19 protein-coding genes and 1 CRISPR repeat array are annotated in these 25486 nt (G+C 49.0%); of the genes, 3 read left to right on the top strand and 16 right to left on the bottom strand.

Features of this window, described 5'->3' with window-relative positions:
* Nucleotides 1-96: 96 nt before the first annotated feature.
* The 13 genes from FEK47_RS20245 to FEK47_RS25530 all read right to left on the bottom strand — a co-directional run bounded on the left by FEK47_RS20245 (nt 97) and on the right by FEK47_RS25530 (nt 17856).
* On the bottom strand, nt 97-1110 hold the full coding sequence (locus FEK47_RS20245) for a fimbrial protein (protein WP_135486312.1): 1014 nt from the start codon (nt 1108-1110) through the stop codon (nt 97-99).
* An 11-nt stretch (nt 1111-1121) separates the two neighbouring features.
* Nucleotides 1122-3608, bottom strand: coding sequence for a fimbrial biogenesis outer membrane usher protein (locus FEK47_RS20240; RefSeq protein WP_135486313.1), 2487 nt, complete (start codon nt 3606-3608; stop codon nt 1122-1124).
* A 14-nt stretch (nt 3609-3622) separates the two neighbouring features.
* Nucleotides 3623-4303, bottom strand: coding sequence for a fimbrial assembly chaperone (locus FEK47_RS20235; protein ID WP_138183354.1), 681 nt, complete (start codon nt 4301-4303; stop codon nt 3623-3625).
* Between the two features lie 53 nt (nt 4304-4356).
* Nucleotides 4357-4905 carry a fimbrial protein YehD gene (gene yehD / locus FEK47_RS20230; protein ID WP_135486314.1) on the bottom strand — a complete coding sequence of 183 codons (549 nt, stop codon included), beginning with the start codon at nt 4903-4905 and terminating at the stop codon, nt 4357-4359.
* 380 nt (nt 4906-5285) lie between these two features.
* Entirely contained in the window at nt 5286-5840 is a 555-nt protein-coding gene (cas6f, locus tag FEK47_RS20225; RefSeq protein ID WP_135486315.1) for a type I-F CRISPR-associated endoribonuclease Cas6/Csy4, read from the bottom strand.
* Between the two features lie 10 nt (nt 5841-5850).
* Nucleotides 5851-6852: a type I-F CRISPR-associated protein Csy3 gene (gene csy3 / locus FEK47_RS20220; RefSeq protein WP_135405950.1), complete on the bottom strand. Its 1002-nt coding sequence runs from the start codon at nt 6850-6852 to the stop codon at nt 5851-5853.
* A gap of 10 nt (nt 6853-6862) precedes the next feature.
* Entirely contained in the window at nt 6863-7786 is a 924-nt protein-coding gene (gene csy2 / locus FEK47_RS20215) for a type I-F CRISPR-associated protein Csy2 (RefSeq protein ID WP_135486316.1), read from the bottom strand.
* Nucleotides 7783-9087, bottom strand: coding sequence for a type I-F CRISPR-associated protein Csy1 (gene csy1, locus FEK47_RS20210; protein WP_135486317.1), 1305 nt, complete (start codon nt 9085-9087; stop codon nt 7783-7785). The genes csy2 and csy1 overlap by 4 nt, the downstream gene beginning before the upstream one ends.
* Nucleotides 9088-9107: 20 nt before the next feature.
* The gene (gene cas3f, locus FEK47_RS20205; protein WP_135486318.1) at nt 9108-12341 is read right to left on the bottom strand and encodes a type I-F CRISPR-associated helicase Cas3f; all 3234 of its coding nucleotides are present in this window, start codon (nt 12339-12341) and stop codon (nt 9108-9110) included.
* Nucleotides 12338-13321, bottom strand: coding sequence for a type I-F CRISPR-associated endonuclease Cas1f (gene cas1f, locus FEK47_RS20200; RefSeq protein ID WP_135408956.1), 984 nt, complete (start codon nt 13319-13321; stop codon nt 12338-12340). The genes cas3f and cas1f overlap by 4 nt, the downstream gene beginning before the upstream one ends.
* 171 nt (nt 13322-13492) lie before the next feature.
* A CRISPR array of direct repeats spans nt 13493-14842; the repeat unit is 28 nt; unit sequence TTTCTAAGCTGCCTGTACGGCAGTGAAC.
* Between the two features lie 213 nt (nt 14843-15055).
* Complete coding sequence (gene clpA / locus FEK47_RS20195) at nt 15056-17332, bottom strand: ATP-dependent Clp protease ATP-binding subunit ClpA (protein WP_130205255.1); 2277 nt, start codon at nt 17330-17332, stop codon at nt 15056-15058.
* A 30-nt stretch (nt 17333-17362) separates the two neighbouring features.
* On the bottom strand, nt 17363-17683 hold the full coding sequence (gene clpS, locus FEK47_RS20190; protein ID WP_000520781.1) for an ATP-dependent Clp protease adapter ClpS: 321 nt from the start codon (nt 17681-17683) through the stop codon (nt 17363-17365).
* 98 nt (nt 17684-17781) lie between these two features.
* A complete protein-coding gene (locus FEK47_RS25530; RefSeq protein WP_214251107.1) occupies nt 17782-17856 on the bottom strand; it encodes a hypothetical protein in 75 nt (24 codons plus the stop codon).
* A 149-nt stretch (nt 17857-18005) separates the two neighbouring features.
* Between FEK47_RS25530 and cspD the strand changes: the two genes are divergently transcribed.
* The gene (gene cspD, locus FEK47_RS20185; RefSeq protein ID WP_064530179.1) at nt 18006-18230 is read left to right on the top strand and encodes a cold shock-like protein CspD; all 225 of its coding nucleotides are present in this window, start codon (nt 18006-18008) and stop codon (nt 18228-18230) included.
* Nucleotides 18231-18302: 72 nt separating this feature from the next.
* On the opposite strand, the gene macB is transcribed toward cspD, so the two are convergent.
* A complete protein-coding gene (macB, locus tag FEK47_RS20180; RefSeq protein WP_135486319.1) occupies nt 18303-20249 on the bottom strand; it encodes a macrolide ABC transporter ATP-binding protein/permease MacB in 1947 nt (648 codons plus the stop codon).
* Complete coding sequence (macA, locus tag FEK47_RS20175) at nt 20246-21361, bottom strand: macrolide transporter subunit MacA (RefSeq protein ID WP_138183353.1); 1116 nt, start codon at nt 21359-21361, stop codon at nt 20246-20248. Before macA ends, macB begins: the two co-directional genes overlap by 4 nt.
* Before the next feature lie 151 nt (nt 21362-21512).
* Here macA and FEK47_RS20170 point away from each other — a divergent pair, with 151 nt between their 5' ends.
* Nucleotides 21513-22469 (top strand): VirK/YbjX family protein, encoded by a 957-nt coding sequence (locus tag FEK47_RS20170; protein WP_135405780.1) that lies wholly within the window; start codon nt 21513-21515, stop codon nt 22467-22469.
* On the opposite strand, the gene FEK47_RS20165 is transcribed toward FEK47_RS20170, so the two are convergent.
* Nucleotides 22466-24124 (bottom strand): ATP-dependent endonuclease, encoded by a 1659-nt coding sequence (locus FEK47_RS20165; RefSeq protein WP_130215656.1) that lies wholly within the window; start codon nt 24122-24124, stop codon nt 22466-22468. The genes FEK47_RS20170 and FEK47_RS20165 overlap by 4 nt on opposite strands.
* 423 nt (nt 24125-24547) lie before the next feature.
* Between FEK47_RS20165 and aqpZ the strand changes: the two genes are divergently transcribed.
* Complete coding sequence (gene aqpZ / locus FEK47_RS20160) at nt 24548-25243, top strand: aquaporin Z (protein WP_010347562.1); 696 nt, start codon at nt 24548-24550, stop codon at nt 25241-25243.
* Nucleotides 25244-25486: the final 243 nt, after the last annotated feature.

Raw genomic sequence — 25486 nt, 5'->3', positions numbered from 1 at the left:
GTACGGGCTTTTTTTTCGCATTAATGCGCCTTAAATAAAAAACACGTACTTCCTCTTCGAAAGTACGTGAAAATCAGTGGCTGATTACTATACCCACTAGTCGTAGGATACGGCAAATATGGCTTTGCTTTGGACTTCTCCTGGCTGTAGTGCTTCCTCATTCACGCGGACATATTTCGCGGTAATCGGGAAGGTGTACTGATTCTCAATGGCCGCCATTTTAGTTAGTTTGTTCATCAGTGTATCACCCAGCTTTAGCGGTGTCGTTTCGTTACCATTATAAATCTGGAACCCAACCCCCTTAGCACCATTAAGCGATGTGTTTTTCAGAATGGTTCCACTATCATCCCATTCACCGCGCGCAACTTTAAAAGTGACTGGATTAGTCGTGACGTTATAAACACTGTCGCAATTTAAAACCAGATCTATAGAGCCTGATTTTGTATTATTGGCAGATTGCATCTCACTTATCGTTGTTTCTGGCATTCTTATTTCGTAAGTCGGTTGCGAGAAACTACAGGTTGTGGGTTTGTGTTTGATGCTAAATTCTATATTCTGAGTATAAGAAACATCACTATCTAATCGCCCACTAATCCAACATAAAAACCATTTTATGATACTATCATTGCAAGAGTTATCTGTTAGTATGCTAATGGCAGGACGCGGGATGGTTATCTTGTCGATATTGGTGGTTATTGTATGGTCTACTTTACTCGTTGGCCCAACATATTCTGCCTTAAGAGTGAACGGCTTGGTATTTATAACATCCTGAGTGTTATATTCTTTTGGAGAAGCATTCCAGGAATCGATTCCAGTAGAAACAGGGAATGCACTACTCTCAAGATTAAATTTCATAAAGATTGATTTCTGCGAATCAGACTCTTTAAGTTCAACAATATAATCTTTTAACGGTGTTGCATAATACATTTTATCGCTTGTTGCATTACATGTGAACGTATCAACTAAGTTTGTATTAATTACAGCCATTACCGTTTCCTGTGCCATATCTAGTTCTATCGTTTGGCTTGCTGTTGTATTCGGCCCCAAAGTACATTTAGCCTGCCCCCAAAATGGCAAAGCCAGTAGAAACAAAAACCAATATTTCTTCATAAACAAATCCTTTAACGACAAATATAAACTTTATTCTCATCAATAACGTTATCAAAGGTAATAGTGCAGAATTGTTCCTGCTGTTTATTAACCGAGACGCGAATCGACGCGGGAACATCATTGGTGCGAATAAATATCCGGCTTCCCTGTCCTACTAAGCCCACATTATTGCCGCTTTCATCTTCAACCTCATAACCAAACGGCAACGGAGAGCCATCAGGGCGTTGGGAGATGAAATACCAGGGCTTGCGTTTATCAGTCTCAAACTGCGTCATCACTACCGCACCACGATAAGGAACGGTGTTTTTACGGTTACCCAGTAGCGCCACGTCGCTTTTACTGTCGGCAATATCCAACATCAACGTATTTTCACGATACGGCGTCAGGTTGTCATAAATAGCGTAGCCTCTGCTATCCGTGGTCAGGTAACGATATCCCTGCACCGCCGCTCCCTCCAGTCCCGGCGCTTTGACGATGGCGAACGTATCGGAAAGTCTGGGAGCCAGTGCCACCCCGTCCGACCACGCGACTAAACCGCCTTGAATATTACCGCTAACCTGTTGATATCTTTTCGACTGGCTATAGCTGCCACCAATAGTCGCCAATGGCGCACGCCAGGTCAGGTTTCCACCTGCTGTTGTTTCGCTGCCCTGGTGTTGATGGCTTAAGTTAGCCCCGTAGCTGAACTGATCGCGACTCCCCGCTACACCGCTGAGGCTGGTATTATTCGACCGATAGCCGTCTTTATCAAAAGTGGTCGAGTTAGAAACAAATAAATCTCGTCGTTTTTCAGTGATTCCATCGCCCCACGAGAAGGGAATTGAGAAATATAAGTTAATGCGTCTATCTTCGCGGTTATCTTCATCGTAAGTCTGGCTAACAGACAAGGTATAACTAAGGCGTTCCCAGGAGTTCGAATAGCTGAGTTGATAATCTTTCCCTGTCCCGCTGCGTTCCCAATAATCCCGCCATTGACCGCTGACCGACAGATATCCCCAATTTTCCGGTAATGACTGGTTTATATTTACAGAAAAGCTGTTCTTACGACCAAAATCGTACTGATAATAGTCGGCGATATCATAAACTGAGTCATCTTCTCGATTATAGCTTTTCCTGTTATTTGCCCACACGTGATCGTTAAAAGTACGATAATCTCGAGAAGAATAACGCCAGGCCGCCAGCGAAAATTGCGTTCCACTTTGAGAGAGATATTTGTTCCAGGCAATTTGATAACTTTGACCATTAAACACATCACCGTTATCTTGTTCACTGTGGGAATGGGTAAAATCAACCGATACAGCACCAATCGGTGTATTCCATCCCGTGCCGAGAACAAACGATGAGTAATTATCAGACAACTGCGCGCCAGCATAGAGAGTCAGCAAATTATTAAGGCCATACTGATAGCTTCCCTGAATAAAATCTGACTGATCGCTGGCTCCCTCAATACGACTACGTCCGGCAGCAAATTCATATTTCGAAACGCCCGGTTGCAACATATTTGGTACAGATGAATAAGGTACACGATAACGCGACACCGAACCGTCAGCTTCTTTAACGGTAACTTCCAGATCTGCACCACCACCAGCAAGTTGCAAATCATCAATGGCGAATGGACCTGGCGGAACCTCTTTCTGGTAAACCACAAAGCCATTTTGTTCGATAGTGACAAGTGCGTTACTTTGGGCAACACCACGCACCACTGGAGTAAAATTCTGTTTAGAGTTCGGCAACATCTGCATATCGCGCCAAAGGCGTACACCGCGAAAACGCACGGAGTCAAAAACATCAGAACCGGTATACATTTCACCAGCACGCAATGTGCCTAGAATTTGTGGAATTCCGCGCTCCAGATATAACGTGTTACTCTTCCATTTACCGCTGCTCTCGTCACTTTTCGTATAATTGGCATTTGAATGCAACTGCCAGCCCAGAAGATTCAAACCACTATTCAGATTTAAATAGCTACTTTTATTATCTCCTCCATGCTTATAATTACTGTAATACTGACTGGCATAATAAGACGTATATAATGCGTTAATCCCGCGATCCCATGCTTCAGGCGGGACATATCCGCGTTCATACTCAACGACATAGGCCTGGGGTACACTTAACTTCAGGTTAAAATGCCCAATATCATAGTCAACGCTGCCTCCCTGGACCGCTTTCCGAAGTGGTACGCATTCTACGCTTTTATCGATATTAATTCCTTCAGTGAGGATACCTATTTGCTTTAACTGCTCCCAGGATAAACATGTTGCATCCGGATCGTCTTTAATATCGACATTATAGTGTCCGCGCCACTGATTATTCAGGTAAACATCCATATCATAGATACCCGGCATCGGCTTATCACTATCAATATGATAGTCAGAAATTTTTTCCCCATTTAACCCGCCAATCATAAAATGGGTGTCAAATGTTTCATCTTCCGCCCATGCAGGCGAAGTAGCCAACACCGACAGGATAGCCAGCGTAATAGAATTAAGTTTAGACATAATCAATCCCTGATCTATTTGACGGTTTTTACTTTTTCACTCAAATAGTTTCCATTATCATCAATAAGCGTAATTGTATATTTATTGATGGCTGAAGCTGTGGTGATAGTCTTATCTGACCAGGGGGCTAATAACAACGTTTCCTTATTTATCTTTGCATTCCCGGTCAACTCAGGAATAGTTATCCAGTTTGCGGAGTTGTTTTTGATATTAATACCGCCATTGGCATGTTTAATGCTCAGACGACGAAAACTTTCTTTATCCACGCCAGTAAGTCCCTCTGGGCGGTAGATAAATTTAATACGGTTTTGCATGGCGAATTTGATGCCATTCTTATCTTCTAATTCGGGGCAATTAGGTGGGATGTCTAGTACATTAAGGAAGAACAAGCTTTCGCGATCTTTAGGTAGGGTATTCGCCAATTTTTTGATCTTGAGTTGTTGTCCCTCGCCACCTTTTATGTGAGTTACCGGTGGCGTCAACACGAACGGGACGTGAATTTTTTCTGGAGGCTGGCTGGTATCGCCATCATCAATCCATGACTGAACCAGGGCGCTACGATTACCTTCATTCATTAACTGAACGGTAATCTCTTTTTTCTGTTCTGGATAAATAACACGAGTGCCGTAGATATAGACACCACCCCACACAGGCGTGACCATACCGGCCAGCAAGAAGGCTATTAATTTTTTCATTAAACAATCCTTGTTTGAGAAATCGGCGGCCAAAGCCGCCGATAAACAACGAATTAATCTGCAACAACGGTCATTGTTATCGTAGAATTAACCCCACCCTTACTCACGTCAGCACCTGCTTTTGCGTATTGCGCCGTAAAATGCAAATCATACTCACCATTTTCAGATGGTGTTAATTCAACAGGTTTATTACCAGTAATCTGGTTGCCGGTACTAGCCTCTTGTCCATAAAAGACAGCAAAACCAACATCATTTGCATCACCAGTATTACGAGTAATATTTAAACCCGCGCCTTCAAATTGGGTACTGGAGAAAGTAATTCTTGGTTTAACACCAACCCCACATTTAACTTTTAATGGTAAAGATGTTGTATTTGAATAAGTAGTAACGGGGGCGCCAACTTGTACATTTTCAAATTGATCAATACCAATCTCGCTCATCTCAATTGTTGCATTATCACTGCCACTCAGGAACTGACACGTAGTTCCTACAACTCTACCGTTAATATTTAACGTACCCATTGCATTCTCCACTTCCGCAGCATTCCCTGCACTCATAAAAAGAGAAGATAATACTGCAACTGCAATAATTGAACGTTTCATAGTCTATTCCTTAACTAATTTATTCCAGGTGATTAAGAGTTTCTGTCCTCTCGGAAATGAATTTCGCAAATTACATTTTCTATCGCAATGTAAACAAGTTGTTTTTGTGATTTAAATCAAACTGTCAAAAATACGTAACAAATAAAAAATACCCATAAAAATATTTTCCTTGTTTACTATTCGGCATTATTTGATGTCATTACAAGGTAGATTAATACGTATAATTAATTACGGATTGCTTGTTTTAAATAAATATCCATATACTGATGAAAGTGTAGGGCATTGAATTCTTTATTCTATTTCCAGCCAGAAATCGGCTTTTCAATAGACAAAAAGACCTGACGGTAAGGCCAGGTCTTTTATACATTACAACTAACCAATCAAAACCAGGGAATAGTAGCGGTTGCGCTTAATCCATAACTACTGAATACCCCTTTAACCGGTTCTGTACGCAAATCCCCGTGTCGGATAAACAACTTGAACTGTTGCTGACTCGACAAACTCTTCATATTAAGAAAAGGTAAGTCGGTCCGCTGTTCAGCTTGCGTCGCCAGTCGCTCAATCGCCTGTTCTTCAGTAAGCCAGCCTTTTTTCACTGAACGCCTTAACAGACGCTGGGGGTTACTTTTAACCTGCACACGGCTTACGACTCGCCAGCCCTTTATTTCTGGAACGGGAGTGACCTGTGAACATTGGCAATAGTCCGTAAGTCCTTTACGCCAAGCTGAGGCTTCAAGCGCCTGTAATGCCTGAGCGCTACCATGCAAGCGTAAACGCGCTCCTGGCATAACATTTACGTCCGGGAAACTCACGCCGATATCGCCTTGCCCTCTTGCACCTAATGCCCGATGCAGTTTGGCAAATAACGCCGCCATCAACATTTCGCTCGAAAATTCAGGATCTGGCAGAACGCGGATCTCAAGGTAGTGATCCATTGGCAGCTCCTTATTCCGATTTCTCACCAAAGACACCGCCGCGGATCAGCACAGCCATCACGTAGTGCTGCTGCTCAACGTCTGGTTTCATCCCTTTAGTCACCCAATTGTCCAGTAAGGTATAAAAGTCGAGTTTTTCTTTCGGTTGGCGGCAAGCCACACCGCGACTGGTTACAGAACCGTAAGGTTCCACGGCAATAGCCCCCAATTCATCGACCTTTGGATGCCAGGTATCGATGGTACGTAAAGCATTACCAATCTTCTGGGAGTGGATACCGGCAATGCCAGCCACCTGGTATAACACGCGACTTTTGCTACTGTTGCTGTCGAGTACCAGCTCCTGCGACGGGAATACTTCTTGCCCGGCACCAAGACGAACCTGCGCTTCAACGGTAAGCATTACCCACTCTTTTCCGCTCAATCCTTGTTCAATCGTTGCCGCCAGTTCTGTGACGCTACTCTGGCCCTGTTCAAATTGACGTAAAGAGAAGTCATGGCTGTTAAAAGTCCATGATTTGTCGTTAGCGGTGACTTTCACCTGAATTTGCTCGGCACCGATACGGTTACGCCACAGAAAACGACCATTTGCCAGATTCAGGGCATAGCGAAGCGCCAGCTCTTTAAAGCCATGTTCACTGATATAACCTTCAATAACGCCGGAAAGCGCCTCCTGATAGGTCATATCATTACATACTGAAGGTGAGGATAAATTACCCAGCACGCGCAGCGTAAACATCACTTTTAACGTATCCGCATCAACCGGAAGCGCTGCCACATCTACCCGCTGCAAGTTGGCTTTTTGGATTTCTGCATTCAGCTTTAACTCATTACTGGAAATTGCATCTTTCAGGCGATTGGAGATGGTTCCGCGAACGGCTTTCTCCTGAATCTCAATAGGTTGCCATTCATTTCCTTGCCAGTTACCTGCGTACATCACCGCGTCAGAGGTTGCCAGTTTGCGCTCAAATGCCAGTACTGACGCCGTTTTTACTGCTACAGGGGCCTTTGCCATAATTATGTCCTTATTCTGTATCGTCATCTTCATTAATCGTAGGGTCGTCAACGACTGGTATTGCCGAGCAATAGTAGCCAGTGTCCGTTGTACGGTAACGCCACATCAGCGGTTGCAAGCCAGTAATACGATGTAATCCGCGCCATTCGCCAATGCCATAAACTGCTTCGGCAAAGGCAAATGGTGTTGAGGTATCGCGCGCATTTTCAACTTCACCGGGTGCGTAAACAGGAGAAATGCGTTGGTAGCCACACATTAACGGTACCAGGAAACCAGGCATTGGCTTCGGCTGGTATACCCATTGTGCGCTGTTGTCTTCTGCCGGAGATTCGGCCTGATATTTAACGGCAGCAAAATCAAGCCAGGCATCAAGCAACGATATATCGGGATGTTGTTGGTGATGTTCAGCCAGCCATTCACTGCGATCGTAAAGCGCATAGCCAGGCATTAAACGCCAGATGATTTTACGCAGTTGCTTTTCATCTTCAGGGGCATGAAAAAGCTGCGGATCGCGCATGTCAACAATGCTGCCGCCCGCCAGTTTGTGGCTCTGGCAAAGCATTTTCAGATGGTCGCAAAGGGCTTTTCTGCCATATTCACCATTGGTAATTTCGCCATTACATTCAATCAGCAGAGAAACCGTCAGGTGCATACGGCCCTCTTCATTGAACGAGGCGGTTTTACCTTCTCTGGTTAATGGGTTACGGGTGAGAGCGAATTGAAAATCGCGCCCGGAGCTGTACGCCTGAATATGCTGTTCATGGCTTACTACCGCACAACCGTCAAAACTTACGCCAAATTCATCCACGACTTTGCGAGAAAGCGCATGGACATAACCGAGAAAATGGGTCATCGACGGGAATCCCCAGGTCAACCCGGAGACAGCGTTAGCGTTTTCGATGCGTACATGGGGTAACAAGAGCAGATAACTCATTTCAGCGCCTCCTGCAAAACGGCTTCCATTTCACGCATCCGTTGAGTAAACAGGGACTGACTGCGCCACTCCCTTTGCTCGACAGCACCGACATCGAAACGGGCTTTTTTCAGGCGATAGTTCAGCCAGCGCGCGAAATCATCGGCGACCGTCTCTTGCCAGTCGTTTTTCTCACGCTCCTGTTTGAAAGTCTCATCTGAGAGGCTTCGCCACGGGTCCAGCCAAAGTTGTTGGTGGCGAGGTAAGTCTGGTGATTGCGCGGACCATCCCTGCCATTTTTCTTGCTGAAATGAAGACGCCTGCATGAACAGCAGATCAATCAACTCATCAATATATTTCGCCCGCGCAGTTCGGATATGAACATTGTTTATGTCAACCTTCAGCAGGTAAGTCATCCGGGCTATGATGCCTGAAGCCGCCCGATTGAAATCGCCGCGTAGGGAAAAAATACTGCGCATGTTTTGTGGCGCGCGATCCAGCGTCGCCCAGGTGGGCGGCATTGACGGCAACAGCCAGACACGGCCACCCCGCACACTATTGAGCAAAGAAATATTCTGCGGTTTTGTGCCGCCAAAATGCATTTCGGCAAGATTAGGAAACCAGATATCTGGCTGGGAGTGCCATTTTCCTGCTTTGCGGGCATCGCGAATGGCTTTCGACTCCTCACTAAAGCGCACGGCGGTTAGCTTTTCATACATCGCCTGCGCCAGTGAACTGGAAAACAGTGGGCATAACAGGTGATAACCATCCGCAACAGGGAAATAGATTTGTTTTGCCAGTTTATGGCTGGCAGGCCGTCCAGTTGTCCATGCCTGGCTAAACCCAGCTACCCACTGCTCCAGTTGCGCTTTATCCTCTGCAAACGTACTTAATGCCTGATAATCACCACGCTTCAGGCTGGCAAGCAGTGAATCTCCGTTCACATCGGTTTGTAGCAACTTTGCGACGTCAAGTGCGGCGGCGTTGCCAATCGCGTCAGTAGCGATATTTGCCAACGATGCCGTGTTTAAATAGTTTTCGGTAGCGGAGGTATCCAGATAAAAGCTGCTGGCCTTAGAATCACCATGACTGAATTTAGCGCCATGAGTGACTAATTTGATTTGCCCGGCACGTTTCGCCGCATCCGTTAACCAGTTACGTGGCAGGTAGCGTGCTTCAAGTTCCTGCCGCTCCAGAGCGATAACGCTGGCGTCCTCGCCCTGTTCCTGTCGCTTTGTTGCTTCTTTTTCAAAGGCTTCGATTTTGGGTTGCCTTCGCGAAGCGATGTAGTCAGTTATAAAATCCACTAAATTATTGTTCAAAAGATTCCCTCCTTATTTTTTCACAGGTTGCGAAACACACCTAACCAGGGGTGATAACGCCAGTCATCGACCGCATCTTCTTCACTGGCCGGCACTCTCACTTCCGCAAACTTTTCCCCAACGTTTGCTATCTCACAACTTTGCTTATCAGCTAAATTCAACAAAACGTGCTGGTAATCCATCACGCCCCAGCAAGCGACGCCGCTGGCGCATCTCACCTCTTCTCGCCTGAAATTTCCTTGCGCTTTACGCTCGTTGTCGCCCGTGCGGGAATAGAAACGCGCTTCGCTTTCTTCATCATCCATATGCAGAAAAAACACCGCCTCCGGCAAAGGGGAATAACGAAATGGCGTCTGGCGCTGCATCCAGCCGTTCCAGCTTAGCGGTGCACGCCACCATTGCGCCGCCACCACATGTTTGCTTTTACTGCTCATCAATTCGGCGGATAAACGACTATGTTCAAGCTCCGCCAGTTTGTTGTCATTATTGGCAGACAGGATCCGCGGCAAGGCGTTAATCGTCCGGTAGTCCGCGATCGGAATCAGTTCGCAAATATCGTGGCTATTCAGCAAGTGTTCTTTTGTTTCGAAACCAGGCTTACAAAATGCGGGGGCTTTTTTCTGCAATGATTTGATATTGCTACGCAAAATAACCAGATTCTCACTGGTCGGCACATTTCTACGGTGGCGCTGAATACGTCCGGCAAATTGAATTATCGAACGCATGGAGCTTGGTTCGATAATTCCCCAATCCGCATCCCAGTCACGCCCCACTTCGATAACCGATGTCCCCAACACCACAAACAGATGGTGCGATTCCGGACGGTTATGTAAGGCATCTGCGATATCTTCGTTGTTCCAGAAATCGAGTTCGTTATGACGAGTAAAAGCGCGATCCAGTCGCTTCTCAATATCTGAACGCACCGCCAGCGGATGCCGGGAGTGGTAAACACAGTAATGAATGCAGACATCTTCTGGTGAAGCAATTGCAATCAGGGCTTTGGTCACCGCAACCAGTGGATTGATATTCGCGAAGCGCACCAGGCCCAGCGAAACGGTTTTACCGCTTTCGCGTCGCTGGTGATGCGCCTGATGCAACTTCAGCATTTGCGTATGCACCGTCTGGGCCACACTTTCGGTAACGTCTTGTATCGCGCTTGATGCAGATGAAATTGAAGCAACACGCCCAAAATGCAGGCGCTCTTTTTCAGCCAGCATTAACGCCCGCCGGGCAACAAACTTTGTGTGCGCATCACGAAACGCCGCGCCATCGCTAATTTGCGTGGCATCAGCATCGTTTTCGTCAAACCAGGCACAGCAAATATTGACGGACCTACCGTTGGTACCACAAGACGTCTGCCCCATTTTACGCCCGGCGAGATAAGCCGCGAACAACGCCTGAATCAGCCCTGGCGGTAGCGTCGCCGAGGAAAGTAATACCCGCGTTCCCAGCATCCCGGCCCAGTTCATCAAACGACATACCGCATGAAGATCGGCAATATCAAAGTCATCAGGTTCGTCGAGCACTAAATCGCTGGTTAACAGACGCAACATCGCCGGAAGCTGTTTCCCGCCTCGCACACCCTCGGTCGCGGAAATAAGATGATCAATCGTCGAGACCAGAATCGGCGCGCTCACTAACTCCTTAAGTTTGCTGTCATCCTTCAACCATTTTTCCAGCGCCCCGGTATGCAGACTGCCTTCGTACTTAACGAACTGTTGCTCCTCTGTTGGCGACTCTTGTGAAGCACTTCCGCAATCATTGTCTATTTTTTCCTGCTGCCACAGTTGCTTAACTGCCGCCGAACCAATCAGTACCGCCAGCTCATCCTCACCCAGGCCAAGCCGACTGCGCAGAGCATCGCCGGTTTGCAAAGTCAGCGTGCGCAATCCCAGCGCAACGGTAAAGCGGCACCCTTCTCGCTCGTCGGCAAGAGCATACATAATGCGGGCGTTCGCAAAGGTTTTACCACACCCCGTCGAGGCCATATTGACGCCGAAAAATCCCTCTTCACGACTTCGTTCACGTAGAGCTCGCGCCACATCCCAGGCTTTATCTTGCCAGCGATATTTCACATCTGTGGCCCGCTGGCTAAAACCTTTATGTCGGGCAATTGCCGGAAGCGATGCCCGTGTGTGCATCAGTTGCCGCCCAAGCAAATACGCATGATGCGCGACGCCCACAAGATGTTCGTCTACCCGTTGTTTGAGCGTGCCGCTTTGGCGATCGCTATTTGCCCAGACGATATATTCCGGGTCCTGCCATTTTTGCTGCGCGTCATTAGATGAATAGTAGTGATCGGCAAGCATCAGGCAAAAACGCGCCATATGTAAGGGGAACAACTGTTCCATCTGCCCGTATGTCTTTAAACCGAGCGCGTTGCTTGCCCGGCGAGAAATCTGACGCGCTTTTTCCCGCCAGCTCGCGCTTTGAAGCGGCGTTCCTGATGGAAACTGCCAGACTTGCTCAAAATCCTGTTGCGTCCAGTCATTCTTGCGGTGGTTAACGGCATTCCAGTCAGCATTCAGTTGCTTCTCCAGCCAACTTTCACAACCTTTGCATGATTGTTCCGGCTGTGGAGAAAGATTCTCCGGCATTCGATGATGGGAAAGGATCAGCCAACCTACCGTCCTGGCTAGCGGTTGCAGCGAGCTAAATGGGCTATTTGAAAAATGAGGCGTGTCTTTTTGCAGACGTTCAAGAATCGCAACTTCATCATCTGCCGTTAATTCCCCGAGTTTCTCCAGCCACACATCGTCTGGCTGTTCACCAACAAACGCCTGGAAAAGCCGCAATGAGATCCATTCATGTCGGTAAGGTTGATAACTTCGTGCGCTCTTATGGGTCAGGCTTTGCTGAAAGCTGCGTCCTGCTTTACCAAAATCATGAAACAACCCGGCGATAGCCGCCAGCAGCGCAATGCTCTCTGCGCATTGCCAGCGATTTTCTTCCTTGTTCACCAGGCTGGTTTGGGTTGTTCGATTCGTGGGAACGCGTCCCTGTGCATTAAAACGACGAATATTACCCACAATCCACATCAACTCCATTTGCCCGTTCTTTTTCAGCCAGTGACATGCCACTGCGGTATTTCGCCTGGCAGTTTTGCGCAGTAAACGGCGGAGTGTATTAACGCCTTCCAGAGTAATCACCGTTTGCCATGCGGCATCACCGGTGCGTTCAGCAAACTGATCAATAATACGGCAGCTTTCCACGCGAGCATTTTTTGTACAGCGCGAGATAATCAGAACATTCATTGATCAGCCTTAGCCAGTGCCTGGGCCGTATCTTGCAAAGAGGTGATCATGACATCCAGAGCATCTGCTTGTTGAAAGATATTGATGCAGCGTTGACGAAACTCCTGAGCATCTTCTCCCGCCATTGCGGCAATAAATGCTTGTGGCATAACCAGGGCATCTTTAATCAGATCGGCAAGGTCAAAAACGAGGCCGCCGCGACGTGTTTTACCGTGCATTACTGCTAAACCATGCGGGATCCCGGTTACCCACGCCGCCACTGCCGCCAGCCCATAAGCCAGATAATTCCCCTGATCGAGAAAGCGGTTGGCCATATCAATCCCACCGCCCCGTTTTGCGCGAGTAAAGTCGCCATAGCCCACGGTTTGGCTCACCATTTTGTAGAGTGCTTTGGTCAATTTGGCCTCTACGAGCATAAGCTGCGTATGGTTTTCTGCCGCGTCTATTTCTTCACGAGTACGATTTAGTAGGGTCTGCAGTGCATTAGCATCAGGCTGAAAGGCGTGTTCACGCTGCATTTTCGCGCTGGTCCAGTGCTTATCGATATGTGTCAGGCGGATTAACTGAAAACGTTTCGCGGCGGCAAGTCGTTTATCTTCAGCAAACCAAAAAGAAACCCACTGCTGAAGATATTCAGTAGGACGATATTCGCTTTGCGGACTGAGCCAGGAGACATCAACATCAACTTCATTTGCCGAATACAGCGGCGTGCCATCCGTACCACAAAAGCCCACCATCACCCCGGCATGGGCAAATTCACGCATCGCCGCCTGAGTAACGGATGTTCCCATCCCCAACATCAATGCCGTGGTATTCGCAATGGGGATATTCCAGTAGTACGACTCCTTACCTTCACTGGTAACATATTCCACTCGCCCACCATTCACCTGCACCCGGCATTTTTCCAGATAATAAATATTGGCGCGTTTAGAGTGGAGAATGGTTTTGAGGTCAGATGGAGTAAGGTAATTGGAAGACATAAACACATCCTGTGATTATTTTTATTTGAAGGAGTTAGGATTAGTACAACATTGATTTCTGTGCGAGAAATTGATTTCTATCGCAATTATCACAATTGTTATTGCGTGTTGTGGCTAATGGTTCGGAGTTGAGAACGCCATAACGCAGCTAAATTTCTGCCATCATCGTATTTGTGAAGCTGCCTGTAGGGCAGTGAACATGACAGATGTTGGCTTGCCGCCTTTAATTTTGTTTCTAAGCTGCCTGTACGGCAGTGAACTTACGTGCACCGGGAACGCGCTACCTTGCGACTTTCTAAGCTGCCTGTACGGCAGTGAACACGGTTTTGCAACCAAGTCGATTGAGCGTGTATTTCTAAGCTGCCTGTACGGCAGTGAACAGCAATCCGGAGAGCGCCGCTGGTCTGACACTTTTCTAAGCTGCCTGTACGGCAGTGAACTTCGTTCATTCGAAGCAGAGTCAAACAGAGCATTTCTAAGCTGCCTGTACGGCAGTGAACATCAAACAGGGCGTCTAACAGAGATTTAGTGATTTCTAAGCTGCCTGTACGGCAGTGAACCGTTTCGTGCTCAATACTGTTGTCGGCGGGTCTTTCTAAGCTGCCTGTACGGCAGTGAACTCCAGAAGCACTTTCCGAAGGTATTCCGGTATGTTTCTAAGCTGCCTGTACGGCAGTGAACAATTTACGTTATTCAGCGGAGATGATCGGCGATTTCTAAGCTGCCTGTACGGCAGTGAACCCCCTACGCCGTTGAAATAGAGACGGGCAACTTTTCTAAGCTGCCTGTACGGCAGTGAACATTCTGATTCTGACAGTTGCGGTACGCCCCTTTTTCTAAGCTGCCTGTACGGCAGTGAACTTCGCCAGCACACCTGGGACGCGCAGGCTAACTTTCTAAGCTGCCTGTACGGCAGTGAACATGGAAACTGTACTTGATGCGCTGAAAGCGATTTTCTAAGCTGCCTGTACGGCAGTGAACTTCCACGCGGAAAGTGAATGGCGCTCCAACGCTTTCTAAGCTGCCTGTACGGCAGTGAACGTCTTTATCTAATCGATAATAAGACTAATAACTTTCTAAGCTGCCTGTACGGCAGTGAACCCCAATGTTTTTATTGAGACGCTCCCGGATGATTTCTAAGCTGCCTGTACGGCAGTGAACAAAAATGCCCTAGCTGGAAACCTGACATGATCTTTCTAAGCTGCCTGTACGGCAGTGAACCGCCGCGCCATCTCATATGTCACGTTGCAGGCTTTCTAAGCTGCCTGTACGGCAGTGAACATTTCAACTAACTGATATTTATTAAAATACTATTTCTAAGCTGCCTGTACGGCAGTGAACTCAGATGTATGCGCAGCACCAGCACTGGCTGCTTTCTAAGCTGCCTGTACGGCAGTGAACAATCAAATCAGCATATTTCTCGACGCTAATAGTTTCTAAGCTGCCTGTACGGCAGTGAACACGCGAAAGCCTATCAGGAATTTATGGACACATTTCTAAGCTGCCTGTACGGCAGTGAACTCAAATACTACACGTTTAGCCCGTTGTTAATAAAGCAAAACCATCTCATTTTCCTGCTGCCACCCTTTTTTATCCTTACCTTCCAGCAGCACTAATTATCAACAACTTACCATCATCATCAAAAAAAGGGTCTGGACCTCCTCCACCCTATAAACAAAAAGTCCGTAACCCCTGACGAGATTACGGACTTCATCAACTTACCTAACAATCTGATTAATGCGCGGCTTCCGGTTTATGCTTTTGTGCACTCTGGAACCCGTAGGTCAGCTCATTTTTCTCTTTATCCAGCGCGACTGTCACCTGGCCACCATCCACCAGCGAGCCAAACAGCAGTTCGTTGGCGAGCGGTTTTTTCAGGTTATCCTGAATCACACGTGCCATCGGACGTGCGCCCATCGCCCGGTCGTAACCTTTCTCAGCCAGCCAGTTACGCGCTTCCTGGCTCACTTCCAGAGAAACACCTTTCTGATCCAACTGAACCTGCAACTCGACGATAAACTTATCAACCACCTGGTGGATCACGTCTGTAGAGAGATGATCGAACCAGATAATGTTGTCGAGACGGTTACGGAACTCCGGCGTAAAGATCTTCTTGATCTCTTCCATCGCATCGGTGCTGTTATCCTGCTGAATAAGACCAATGGATTTACGCTCGGTTTCACGCACCCCGGCGTTGGTGGTCATCACCAGTACCACGTTACGGAAATCGGCCTTGCGCCCGTTGTTATCGGTCAGCGTGCCGTTGTCCATCACCTGCAACAGAATGTTGAATACGTCCGGATGCGCTTTCTCGATTTCGTCCAGCAGCAGCACCGCGTGCGGATGCTTGATGACCGCATCGGTCAGCAGACCGCCCTGATCAAAACCAACGTATCCTGGAGGCGCACCAATCAGGCGGCTGACAGTATGACGTTCCATATATTCGGACATATCAAAGCGCAGAAGCTCAATACCCAGTGCTTTGGAAAGCTGTACCGTCACCTCGGTTTTCCCGACCCCGGTTGGACCAGCAAACAGGAATGAACCAACTGGTTTATGTTCGTGACCTAAACCCGCACGCGCCATCTTGATGGCCTCGGTAAGCGCTTCAATGGCTTTATCCTGACCGAAGACCAGCATTTTCAGGCGATCGCCAAGGTTTTTCAGCGTATCGCGGTCACTCTGAGAAACGCTCTTCTCAGGGATACGTGCAATACGGGCTACCACGGACTCGATATCCGCCACATTCACCGTTTTCTTGCGCTTGCTTACCGGCATCAAACGTGCGCGAGCGCCCGCTTCGTCGATAACGTCAATCGCTTTGTCCGGCAGATGACGATCGTTAATGTATTTCACCGCCAGCTCCACCGCCGCACGCACCGCTTTCGCGGTATAACGCACATCGTGGTGCGCTTCGTACTTCGGTTTCAGGCCATTGATGATTTGCACAGTTTCTTCGATCGACGGTTCAGTAATATCGATTTTCTGGAAGCGACGCGCCAGAGCACGGTCTTTCTCGAAAATGTTGCTGAATTCCTGATAGGTCGTCGATCCAATCACGCGAATTTTACCGCTGGAGAGCAACGGTTTGATCAGGTTGGCGGCATCTACCTGCCCGCCAGACGCTGCGCCCGCTCCAATGATGGTATGGATCTCATCGATAAACAGGATGCTGTTAGTATCCTGTTCCAGCTGCTTGAGCAACGCTTTAAACCGTTTTTCAAAGTCGCCGCGATATTTGGTGCCTGCTAACAGGGAGCCGATATCGAGAGAGTAAATCGTACAGTCAGCCATGATTTCCGGCACATCGCCCTGAACAATTCGCCAGGCAAGACCTTCAGCAATCGCCGTTTTACCGACGCCAGACTCCCCAACCAGCAGCGGGTTGTTTTTACGGCGGCGGCAGAGAACCTGAATGGCGCGCTCCAGTTCCTTCTCACGACCAATCAGCGGGTCAATTCCGCCCACGCGTGCAAGCTGGTTCAGGTTAGTCGTGAAATTCTCCATACGGTCCTCCCCACCAGCTTGTTCTTCACTGCTCGGCTGGTTTCCTGGTTCAGAAGACTGAGATGGCTCGTCTTTACGCGTGCCATGAGAAATAAAGTTCACCACATCAAGACGGCTGACTTCATGTTTGCGCAACAGATACGCCGCCTGCGACTCCTGTTCGCTAAAGATAGCGACCAGAACATTCGCACCGGTAACCTCACTGCGACCGGAGGACTGAACATGGAAGACTGCACGCTGCAATACACGCTGAAAACTCAAGGTCGGCTGCGTGTCGCGCTCCTCTTCACTGGCGGGCAGAACAGGTGTGGTTTGTTCAATAAAGGCTTCCAGTTCCTGACGGAGCGCAACCAGGTCCACGGAACACGCTTCCAGCGCCTCCCGGGCCGATGGGTTACTGAGCAATGCCAGTAACAAGTGCTCGACGGTCATAAACTCATGACGGTGCTCGCGCGCTCTGGCGAAAGCCATGTTTAAACTGAGTTCCAGTTCTTGATTGAGCATAGGCACCTCCCCCAATTTTTATACCTGCATTCAGGCTTTTTCCAGCGTACACAGCAATGGATGCTCGTTCTCCCTTGCGTACTTGTTCACCATCGCCACTTTGGTTTCTGCAACCTCAGCGGTAAAGACTCCGCAAATGGCCTTCCCCTGGTAGTGAACAGCAAGCATCAATTGCGTTGCACGTTCTACATCATAAGAAAAGAATTTTTGTAACACGTCAATAACAAACTCCATTGGAGTGTAATCATCATTGACTAATATCACTTTATACATAGATGGCGGTTTTAGCGCGTCGCGAACTTTTTCTTCCGCCAGTTGATCAAAGTCCAGCCAGTCGTTCGTTTTACCCATTGTCAGTTATCATCTTCGGTTACGGTTACCGGCAGAACGCTCTGCCGCTGACAAGAGCGTATTTGCCTGACCAATCTACTCCACATGATAGATAATTATCATCTATCGTTGGTATAAGCGACATCAGTGACATTACTGTCAATAGCGTTAACTGCTTCAAATTTTTGATGCATACCTACCCCCTGGCCCCTGTCAAACGCTTGACGACTCGCCCCATTTCTCTAAATTGTATTTCAAGAGTTGGCGAGGTTTTGAACTGCCCCCTCTCTGACCCCGGTTTATTCCATCTTACTTGTATAAGATTTGCGAAGGATGTCGAAGCATGGAAAAGGGTACTGTTAAGTGGTTCAACAATGCCAAAGGGTTCGGTTTCATCTGCCCTGAAGGCGGTGGCGAAGATATTTTCGCTCATTATTCCACCATCCAGATGGATGGTTACAGAACGCTAAAAGCTGGACAACCCGTTCAGTTTGATGTCCACCAAGGGCCAAAAGGCAATCACGCCAGTGTTATTGTGCCCGTCGAAGTAGAAGTAGCAGTCGCATAGCTCTTCTGTCTCATTGTGTACATCCTAAAGGCAAAATGCCAGCCCGATCGGCTGGCATTTTTATCTCAAAAATCACTCTCGCGCCAAAGCATCCACTGGATCCAGCCGTGCCGCATTTCGTGCGGGTAACCAGCCAAATAAAATGCCCGTAATGGTTGAACATAAAAACGCCAGCAGCAACGCCAGTGGAGAAAAGCCTATCTCCCAGCCGGGTAAAAAAAGCTGTAGGGTGAAGGCAATTAACAGCGACAGCATTATCCCCATCGCGCCGCCCACCAGGCAAACCAGCACGGCTTCAATCAGAAATTGTTGCAGAACATCGCTGGCACGCGCGCCAACAGCCATGCGAATACCAATTTCCCGTGTCCGCTCTGTTACTGACACCAGCATAATATTCATAACGCCAATGCCGCCTACCACCAGCGAAATCACCGCCACCAGCGTCAGAAACAGTTGTAAAGTACGTGTGGTTTTTTCGACTGTTTTCAAGACGCCGTCCATGTTCCAGGTAAAGAAGTCTTTTTTGCCATGGCGCAGCGACAACAAACGGGTGAGTTGTTGTTCCGCTTCGGTGCTGTCATAGCCTTCTTTTACTCTTACAGTGATGGAGTTCAGCCACGACTGGCCCATAACCCGCCCGGACATGGTGCTGTAAGGCAACCAGACACGCAGCACTTTACTGCTACCAAACATCGACTGTTTCTCTTCCGCCACGCCGATGACTCTCGCAGGCATATTACCAACCAGAATGACCTCACCAATCACATCGGCCTTATGCGGGAAAAGCTGGCGGCGGGTGTTACTGTCGAGAACCACCACCTGTGCGCGGCCGTTCAGTTGCTCCTGATTAAAGGTATTCCCTTCGCTGAAGGTCATGCCGTAGACATTGAAATAATCGCCGCTCACACCGTTGGCGCTGGCGGCAACATCAACATTGTTATAACGCAGGCGCAGGTTTTGCGAGACGGCGGGCGTGGCAGAGGCAACCCACGGTTGTTTTTGGATGGCGATTAAGTCGTCGTACTTTAGCGCCTGTTGATATTGCGGATCGTCATCGCCAAAATCTTTCCCGGGATAGACATCAATAGTATTCGTACCAATAGAACGAATATCCGCCAGCACCATTTGTTTGGCGGCGTCGCCCACCACGACGATAGAAACCACCGACGCAATACCAATAATAATCCCCAGCATGGTCAGTAAGGTGCGCATTTTATTCGCTGCCAGCGCCCGCCACGCCATCGTCAGCGCCTCATTAAAACCACTGACGAACTGCCGCCAGCCAGACGCCGTTTTGACTATCGATTCCGTCCCCGTGGCGTTATTCACCTTTTCAATGGCGGGAGGATTACGCACAATTTCGCCGTCACGAATTTCGATTACCCGCTCCGCCTGAGCCGCAACCTGTGGATCGTGGGTAACGATAATCACCGTGTGCCCGCGATCGCGCAACTGATGCAATATCGCCATCACCTCTTCGCCAGAATGGCTGTCCAGTGCGCCGGTAGGTTCATCGGCGAGGATCACCTGCCCACCGTTCATTAACGCACGAGCAATACTGACACGCTGCTGCTGGCCACCGGAAAGCTGGGCGGGGTAATAATCTAGCCGTTCTTCCAGTCCCAGTCGTTGCAGCAACTCCTGAGCGCGCAGCAATCGCTGTTTACGCTCAAGTCCGGCATAGACGGCGGGTACTTCAACGTTCTGCTCGGCGGTTAAGTGCGAAAGCAAGTGGTAACGCTGGAAAATAAAGCCGAAATGCTCACGACGAAGCTGCGCCAGCGCATCGGCGTCCAGCGTGGCAACATCCTGGCCGGCAACGCGATAGGTTCCACTGGTCGCTTTATCCAGGCAGCCGAGAATATTCATCAGGGTCGATTTACCAGAGCCCGAAGCCCCGACAATTGCCACCATCTCACCTGCATAAATATCCAGGCTGATACCCTTTAGCACCTCAACCTGCTCGTCTCCAGCAGGATAGCTACGGCGAATATCCTTTAGTTCGAGCAAGGGCGTCATTGTGCAGCTCCTGGTTTGGCCTCACCAATCACCACTTCATCGCCCGCTTCCAGTCCTTTGACAATCTCAACATCGGTGTCGTTGCGCGCGCCAATCGTCACTTCGCGCTCGCGTATTTCGCCATTACGCAGCAGTTTGATTTTATAACGGTTATCGCCAACCGAATCCCCCAGTGCCGACAACGGAATGGTGAGTACGTTTTTCACATCAGTGAGTTGAATGTGGACTTGCGCAGTCATATCCAGGCGCAGTAAACCATTGGGGTTTGGTACTTCAAAACGGGCGTAGTAGAAAATGGCGTCGTTGACCTTTTCTGGCGTCGGCAGCACATCTTTAATCTGCCCCTCGTAGCGCGTCAGCGGATCGCCAAGCACGGTGAACCAGGCTTTTTGACCGGGTTTCAGGTGAATGACATCCGCTTCCGACACCTGCGCTTTCACCAGCATGGTACTCATATCTGCCAGCGTCAGAATGTTTGGCGCCTGTTGTGCGGCAATCACCGTCTGCCCTTGCAGAGTGGTGATTTGCGTAACTTCCCCAGCCATCGGGGCAACGATGCGGGTGTAATCGAGATTCGTTTTCGCCGTGTCGAGTGACGCCTGATTCCGTTTGATTTGCGCATCGATAGTACCTATTTGCGCCTGTTTAACTGCCATCTCCGTCGCTGCGGTGTCAAGATCCTGTTGCGAAACCGCCTGCGTTTGCGCCAGTCGTTGCTGGCGTGAGTATGTCACCCTTGCCAGTTTCAGTTCTGCTTCTGCCTGTTGCCTTTGCGCACGCAGCTCCATCAGTGTCGCTTCCACTTCCTTGATCTGGTTTTCAGCCTGTTCAGGATCAATAACCCCTAAAAGCTGGTCTTTTTTTACTTTATCGCCAATCGCCACCGACAGCGTTTTCAACTGACCGCTGACCTGCGCGCCCACGTCAACCTTACGCAGCGCGTCCAGCTTTCCGGTCGCCAGCACGCTCTGCTGCAAATCACCGGGGCGGACAATCAATGTCTGATAAGTCGGCACGGGCGCGTTGAGTGTTCTCCACAACGCAATCAGCGCAGCGATGACTATCACCAGCGCAATAGCGTAACGCTTCTTAAGTTTTTTTCGCTTTTTCATAAATACTCTGAATGCTCCATATGCGCGTACGGGGCTGCCAACTTCAACGAAACATCAACAAAAACCGAAAATTTACGTTAGTAATTATACGATTGATGTTTGGTTAAGATGCCCGATGGTGAAATCGGTGTTACGTATAATCATTGATTTTATGAATATGTCTCAGATCACTGAACGAGCATTTACACCATCTGAATCTCTTAGCAGCATGTCTCTTTTCCTTAATCTGGCAGGGGGTCAGTGGCGGCCGGGTAAATTCTGGCATCGCCGTCGGTTTCGCCAGAAATTTTTGCTGCGCTCTTTGATTATGCCGCGTTTAAGCGTTGAGTGGATGAACGAACTCTCCCACTGGCCTAATCTCAGAACGCTGTTAACGCGTCAGCCGCGCCTGCCGGTTCGCCTGCATCGCCCTTACCTTGCCGTGAATATGACCCGTAAGCAATTGCTGGAGGCGTTACGTTACCATTATGCATTGCTGCGCGCGTGCATGTCGGCGGAAGAGTTCAGCTTATATTTGAACACCCCGGGACTGCAACTTGCGAAGCTGGAAGGAAAAAACGGCGAGCAGTTCACGCTTGAACTGACCATGATGATCTCAATGGATAAGGAAGGTGACAGCACAATTCTGTTCCGCAACAGCGAAGGTATTCCTCTGGCGGAGATCACATTTACACTGTGTGAGTATCAGGGGAAAAGGACGTTATTTATAGGCGGGCTGCAAGGTGCGAAATGGGAAATTCCACACCAACAGATCCAGAATGCGACGAAAGCCTGCCACGGGCTATTTCCCAAACGACTCGTGATGGAAGCGGTCTGCCTCTTCGCTCAACGCTTACAGGTCGAACAAATTATTGCTGTCAGCAATGAAACACATATTTACCGCAGCCTGCGTTATCGCGATAAGGAAGGAAAAATCCATGCTGACTATAACGCGTTCTGGGAATCGGTTGGTGGCGAATGCGATGCCGAGCGGCATTATCGGCTTCCCAATCGAATAGCGCGAAAAGAGATTGCGGATATCGCCAGCAAAAAGCGGGCTGAATACCGTCGACGCTACGAGATGCTTGACGCTATTCAGCCGCAGATGGCAAGGATGTTTTGCGGTTAATCAGCCCGACCGCGCGCCAGCCACAGCACGCGTGAGAACATTTTTTTCAGCAGCGTCGGTACGGAATCCACACCACGACGTCCGGCCTCCATTGCCACTTCAATGGCAAGGTCGGGCTTGGAAGAGCGATGGATCGCTTTTGAAATAATTTTGCGCAAATTCATCGGCACGTTTTCCGGGATCTGCGCCACGCGATGGAACACGTCGGAAAACCCCTGGCGATACATAAAATGTTCCATATCCAGCGCCGGTAACGTTGTCAAATGTTCACGTTCAGCTTCGCGATCGTTATTCAGCAGGCTGCGCACCGTTGCGGCATATTTCTTCCCGGCTTCATCGCCATCGACCAGCACATGCCACTCAATCCCCATCCGCCGGGCAAATTTCACCAGTGGTTTTAGCCCGGACTGGGCAAACTCAATGACCTTAATCCCTTCGGCGTCGAAATGATGTCCACACTGGCGCGCCAGTTCGTTGATAACCCAGGTTTCTGTTTCCCCTTCCACCAGCAACCAGCAGCGCGCAAACAGCGATGACGGACGATTAAAACGAATGTGAAAAGAGATGCGGCGGCTGTCTTCGGTGCTCAAGCCACTTGGCCCCAGACGCCAGGCGGCAACACGAGAAGATTCACGCACCAGGCGGCAAACATGTTCCACTGGAGTTAACGAAAGCAGCTCGCCAGAGTTGGTGGTAGCAATACGTTGTAAAGGCAAAAGATTCAACAGATGCCAGGCAACGGAAAGCATAATCGGATGCAGGCGGGTTTCTGGATCTTCAATTAGCAATAACGGACGCGCGTCTTTATCCAGTCGCAATGTCCCTTTTGCCTGCAATAAAGTGGCAAACAGGCCGAGTAAAATGACCCGATACGAACGCCCCCCTGGCCTGTCAATCATCCGGTTGATGATATCGAGGTAACGCCAGCTCCGTTGCTCATTGCTGGCTCGCCGACGCATTAAGCGATATCTCGCCTGCCCGGCCCCTTGCTCCGAGAAATAATGCTCAAGCAGTTGCACCATTGCCGAAAGCCCCTGGCGAATCTGCCCATCGGAGAGATTTTGCGGGTGTGAGGATAACTCGCGGGCGAGAAAATCCAACTGGCGCGCGGTGACTTCCACATTGGGTACATTTGGTACAGTTCCATTGCGAATGCGGCGCATAAAACGGGCGTCGCGCAAACGCAGAACCGGCATTAAACGCACCAGATGACGCGCCTGATCGTTAATATCTTCGACATCAATCGGATGACCGTCTTTATCAAGAAAGCTGCGTAACGTCATCACGCTACCGTCTTCCGCACTTTCCCCTTCCAGGCGATAAAAAATGCGGTGATAACCATCAGTACAGGGCGTCCAGCATGCTTCAAGCGGGCGATAACGGCGTACACGATGCCGTCCAGGCAGCGATTCGCGAAAGGTCAGAATGATATGCAGATGGTGTTCCCGACCATTAATATCACCTGGCGGAAACCAGAAATCATCGCGTTCAAAATGGTAGAGATCTGACTCTGGTGATAACAGCAGGGTTAAGGCGTCCAGCAAGCTGGATTTACCCCACGCGTTCTCCCCAATCAGGACGTTGTTTTGCTCCAGCATCAATGACAATCGGTTGATACCGCGAAAGCCCACAATTTCAACGCGCTCAAGAATCATATCCCCTCCAGAAATATGTTACTCATCCTTTACTCTGGCAGTATAACGGGAAAGGCCGAGACAATACGTGACGACATCACAATTAAGCATGGCAAATGTCTGAAAAATGAGCGAATAATTGTGTTATACGTCTTCATGTTGTCTCTCATTAAAAAACAATAAAATCAAATAATTAACCTTGTAAATTATTTTTATTACCTCTAAAGGCTTATTTCAGCCGTTTGCACTACACTGTCAATCAGGCAAATGACTATATGGGGGAACTTACTGTTGCCCTAAATCAAAATTACTGGATTTATTTATCTGGCGAATGGCTCGACTTCGTTTTTAAAATACCGATGCATTATTTCTGTCGTCATTTTTTACGACGACCCTATAAAACGACCATATTTTTCACAGGGTCAATTTTTAATTGAGGTGGATATGTTCAGAAAATTAGCAGCTGAATGTTTTGGTACTTTCTGGCTTGTATTTGGTGGCTGCGGTAGCGCCGTGCTGGCGGCAGCGTTCCCGGAATTAGGCATTGGCTTTGCCGGTGTCGCGCTGGCGTTTGGTTTGACTGTACTGACGATGGCCTTCGCTGTCGGTCATATCTCCGGTGGCCACTTTAACCCGGCGGTCACTATTGGTTTATGGGCTGGTGGCCGTTTCCCGGCAAAAGAAGTCGTTGGCTACGTAATTGCCCAGGTTGTCGGCGGTATTGTTGCGGCGGCACTGCTGTATTTAATCGCCAGCGGTAAAGCTGGGTTTGACGCAGCGGCCAGCGGCTTTGCTTCTAACGGTTATGGCGAGCATTCACCGGGCGGCTATTCCATGCTTTCTGCACTGGTGGTTGAACTGGTATTGAGTGCCGGTTTCTTGCTGGTGATCCACGGTGCAACTGACAAATACGCGCCGGCAGGCTTTGCGCCGATCGCGATTGGTCTGGCGTTAACCTTGATTCACTTAATCAGTATTCCGGTGACTAACACTTCCGTTAACCCGGCGCGCAGCACCGCAGTTGCCATCTTCCAGGGCGGCTGGGCGTTAGAACAGCTGTGGTTCTTCTGGGTAGTGCCAATTGTCGGCGGTATTATCGGTGGTCTGATTTACCGGACCCTGCTGGAAAAGCGTGATTAATTAACGCAGGAGGCCTGGCGCAATGTCAGGCCTTTTTTTTAATATGTTGTTATATGTTGATTCATCATCTTGTTGCGCTCCTTTCATGAGCTAAGCCACATATTGCCACTGGCGCAAGGAGCGCGCAGGGAGCGGCCAATCGCCGCCGCCCCCTGCACCCCCAGGCTCTGGCGAACAAAATCGCCGCTGCGCGGTACCCTCGGCTTATCCCTTACGGCTACCGGGTCGGGCGCGAGGTAACAT

This window comes from Escherichia sp. E3659 (assembly GCF_005781135.1).
GTDB lineage: Bacteria > Pseudomonadota > Gammaproteobacteria > Enterobacterales > Enterobacteriaceae > Escherichia.
This window is presented reverse-complemented; position numbering and strand designations above follow the sequence as displayed.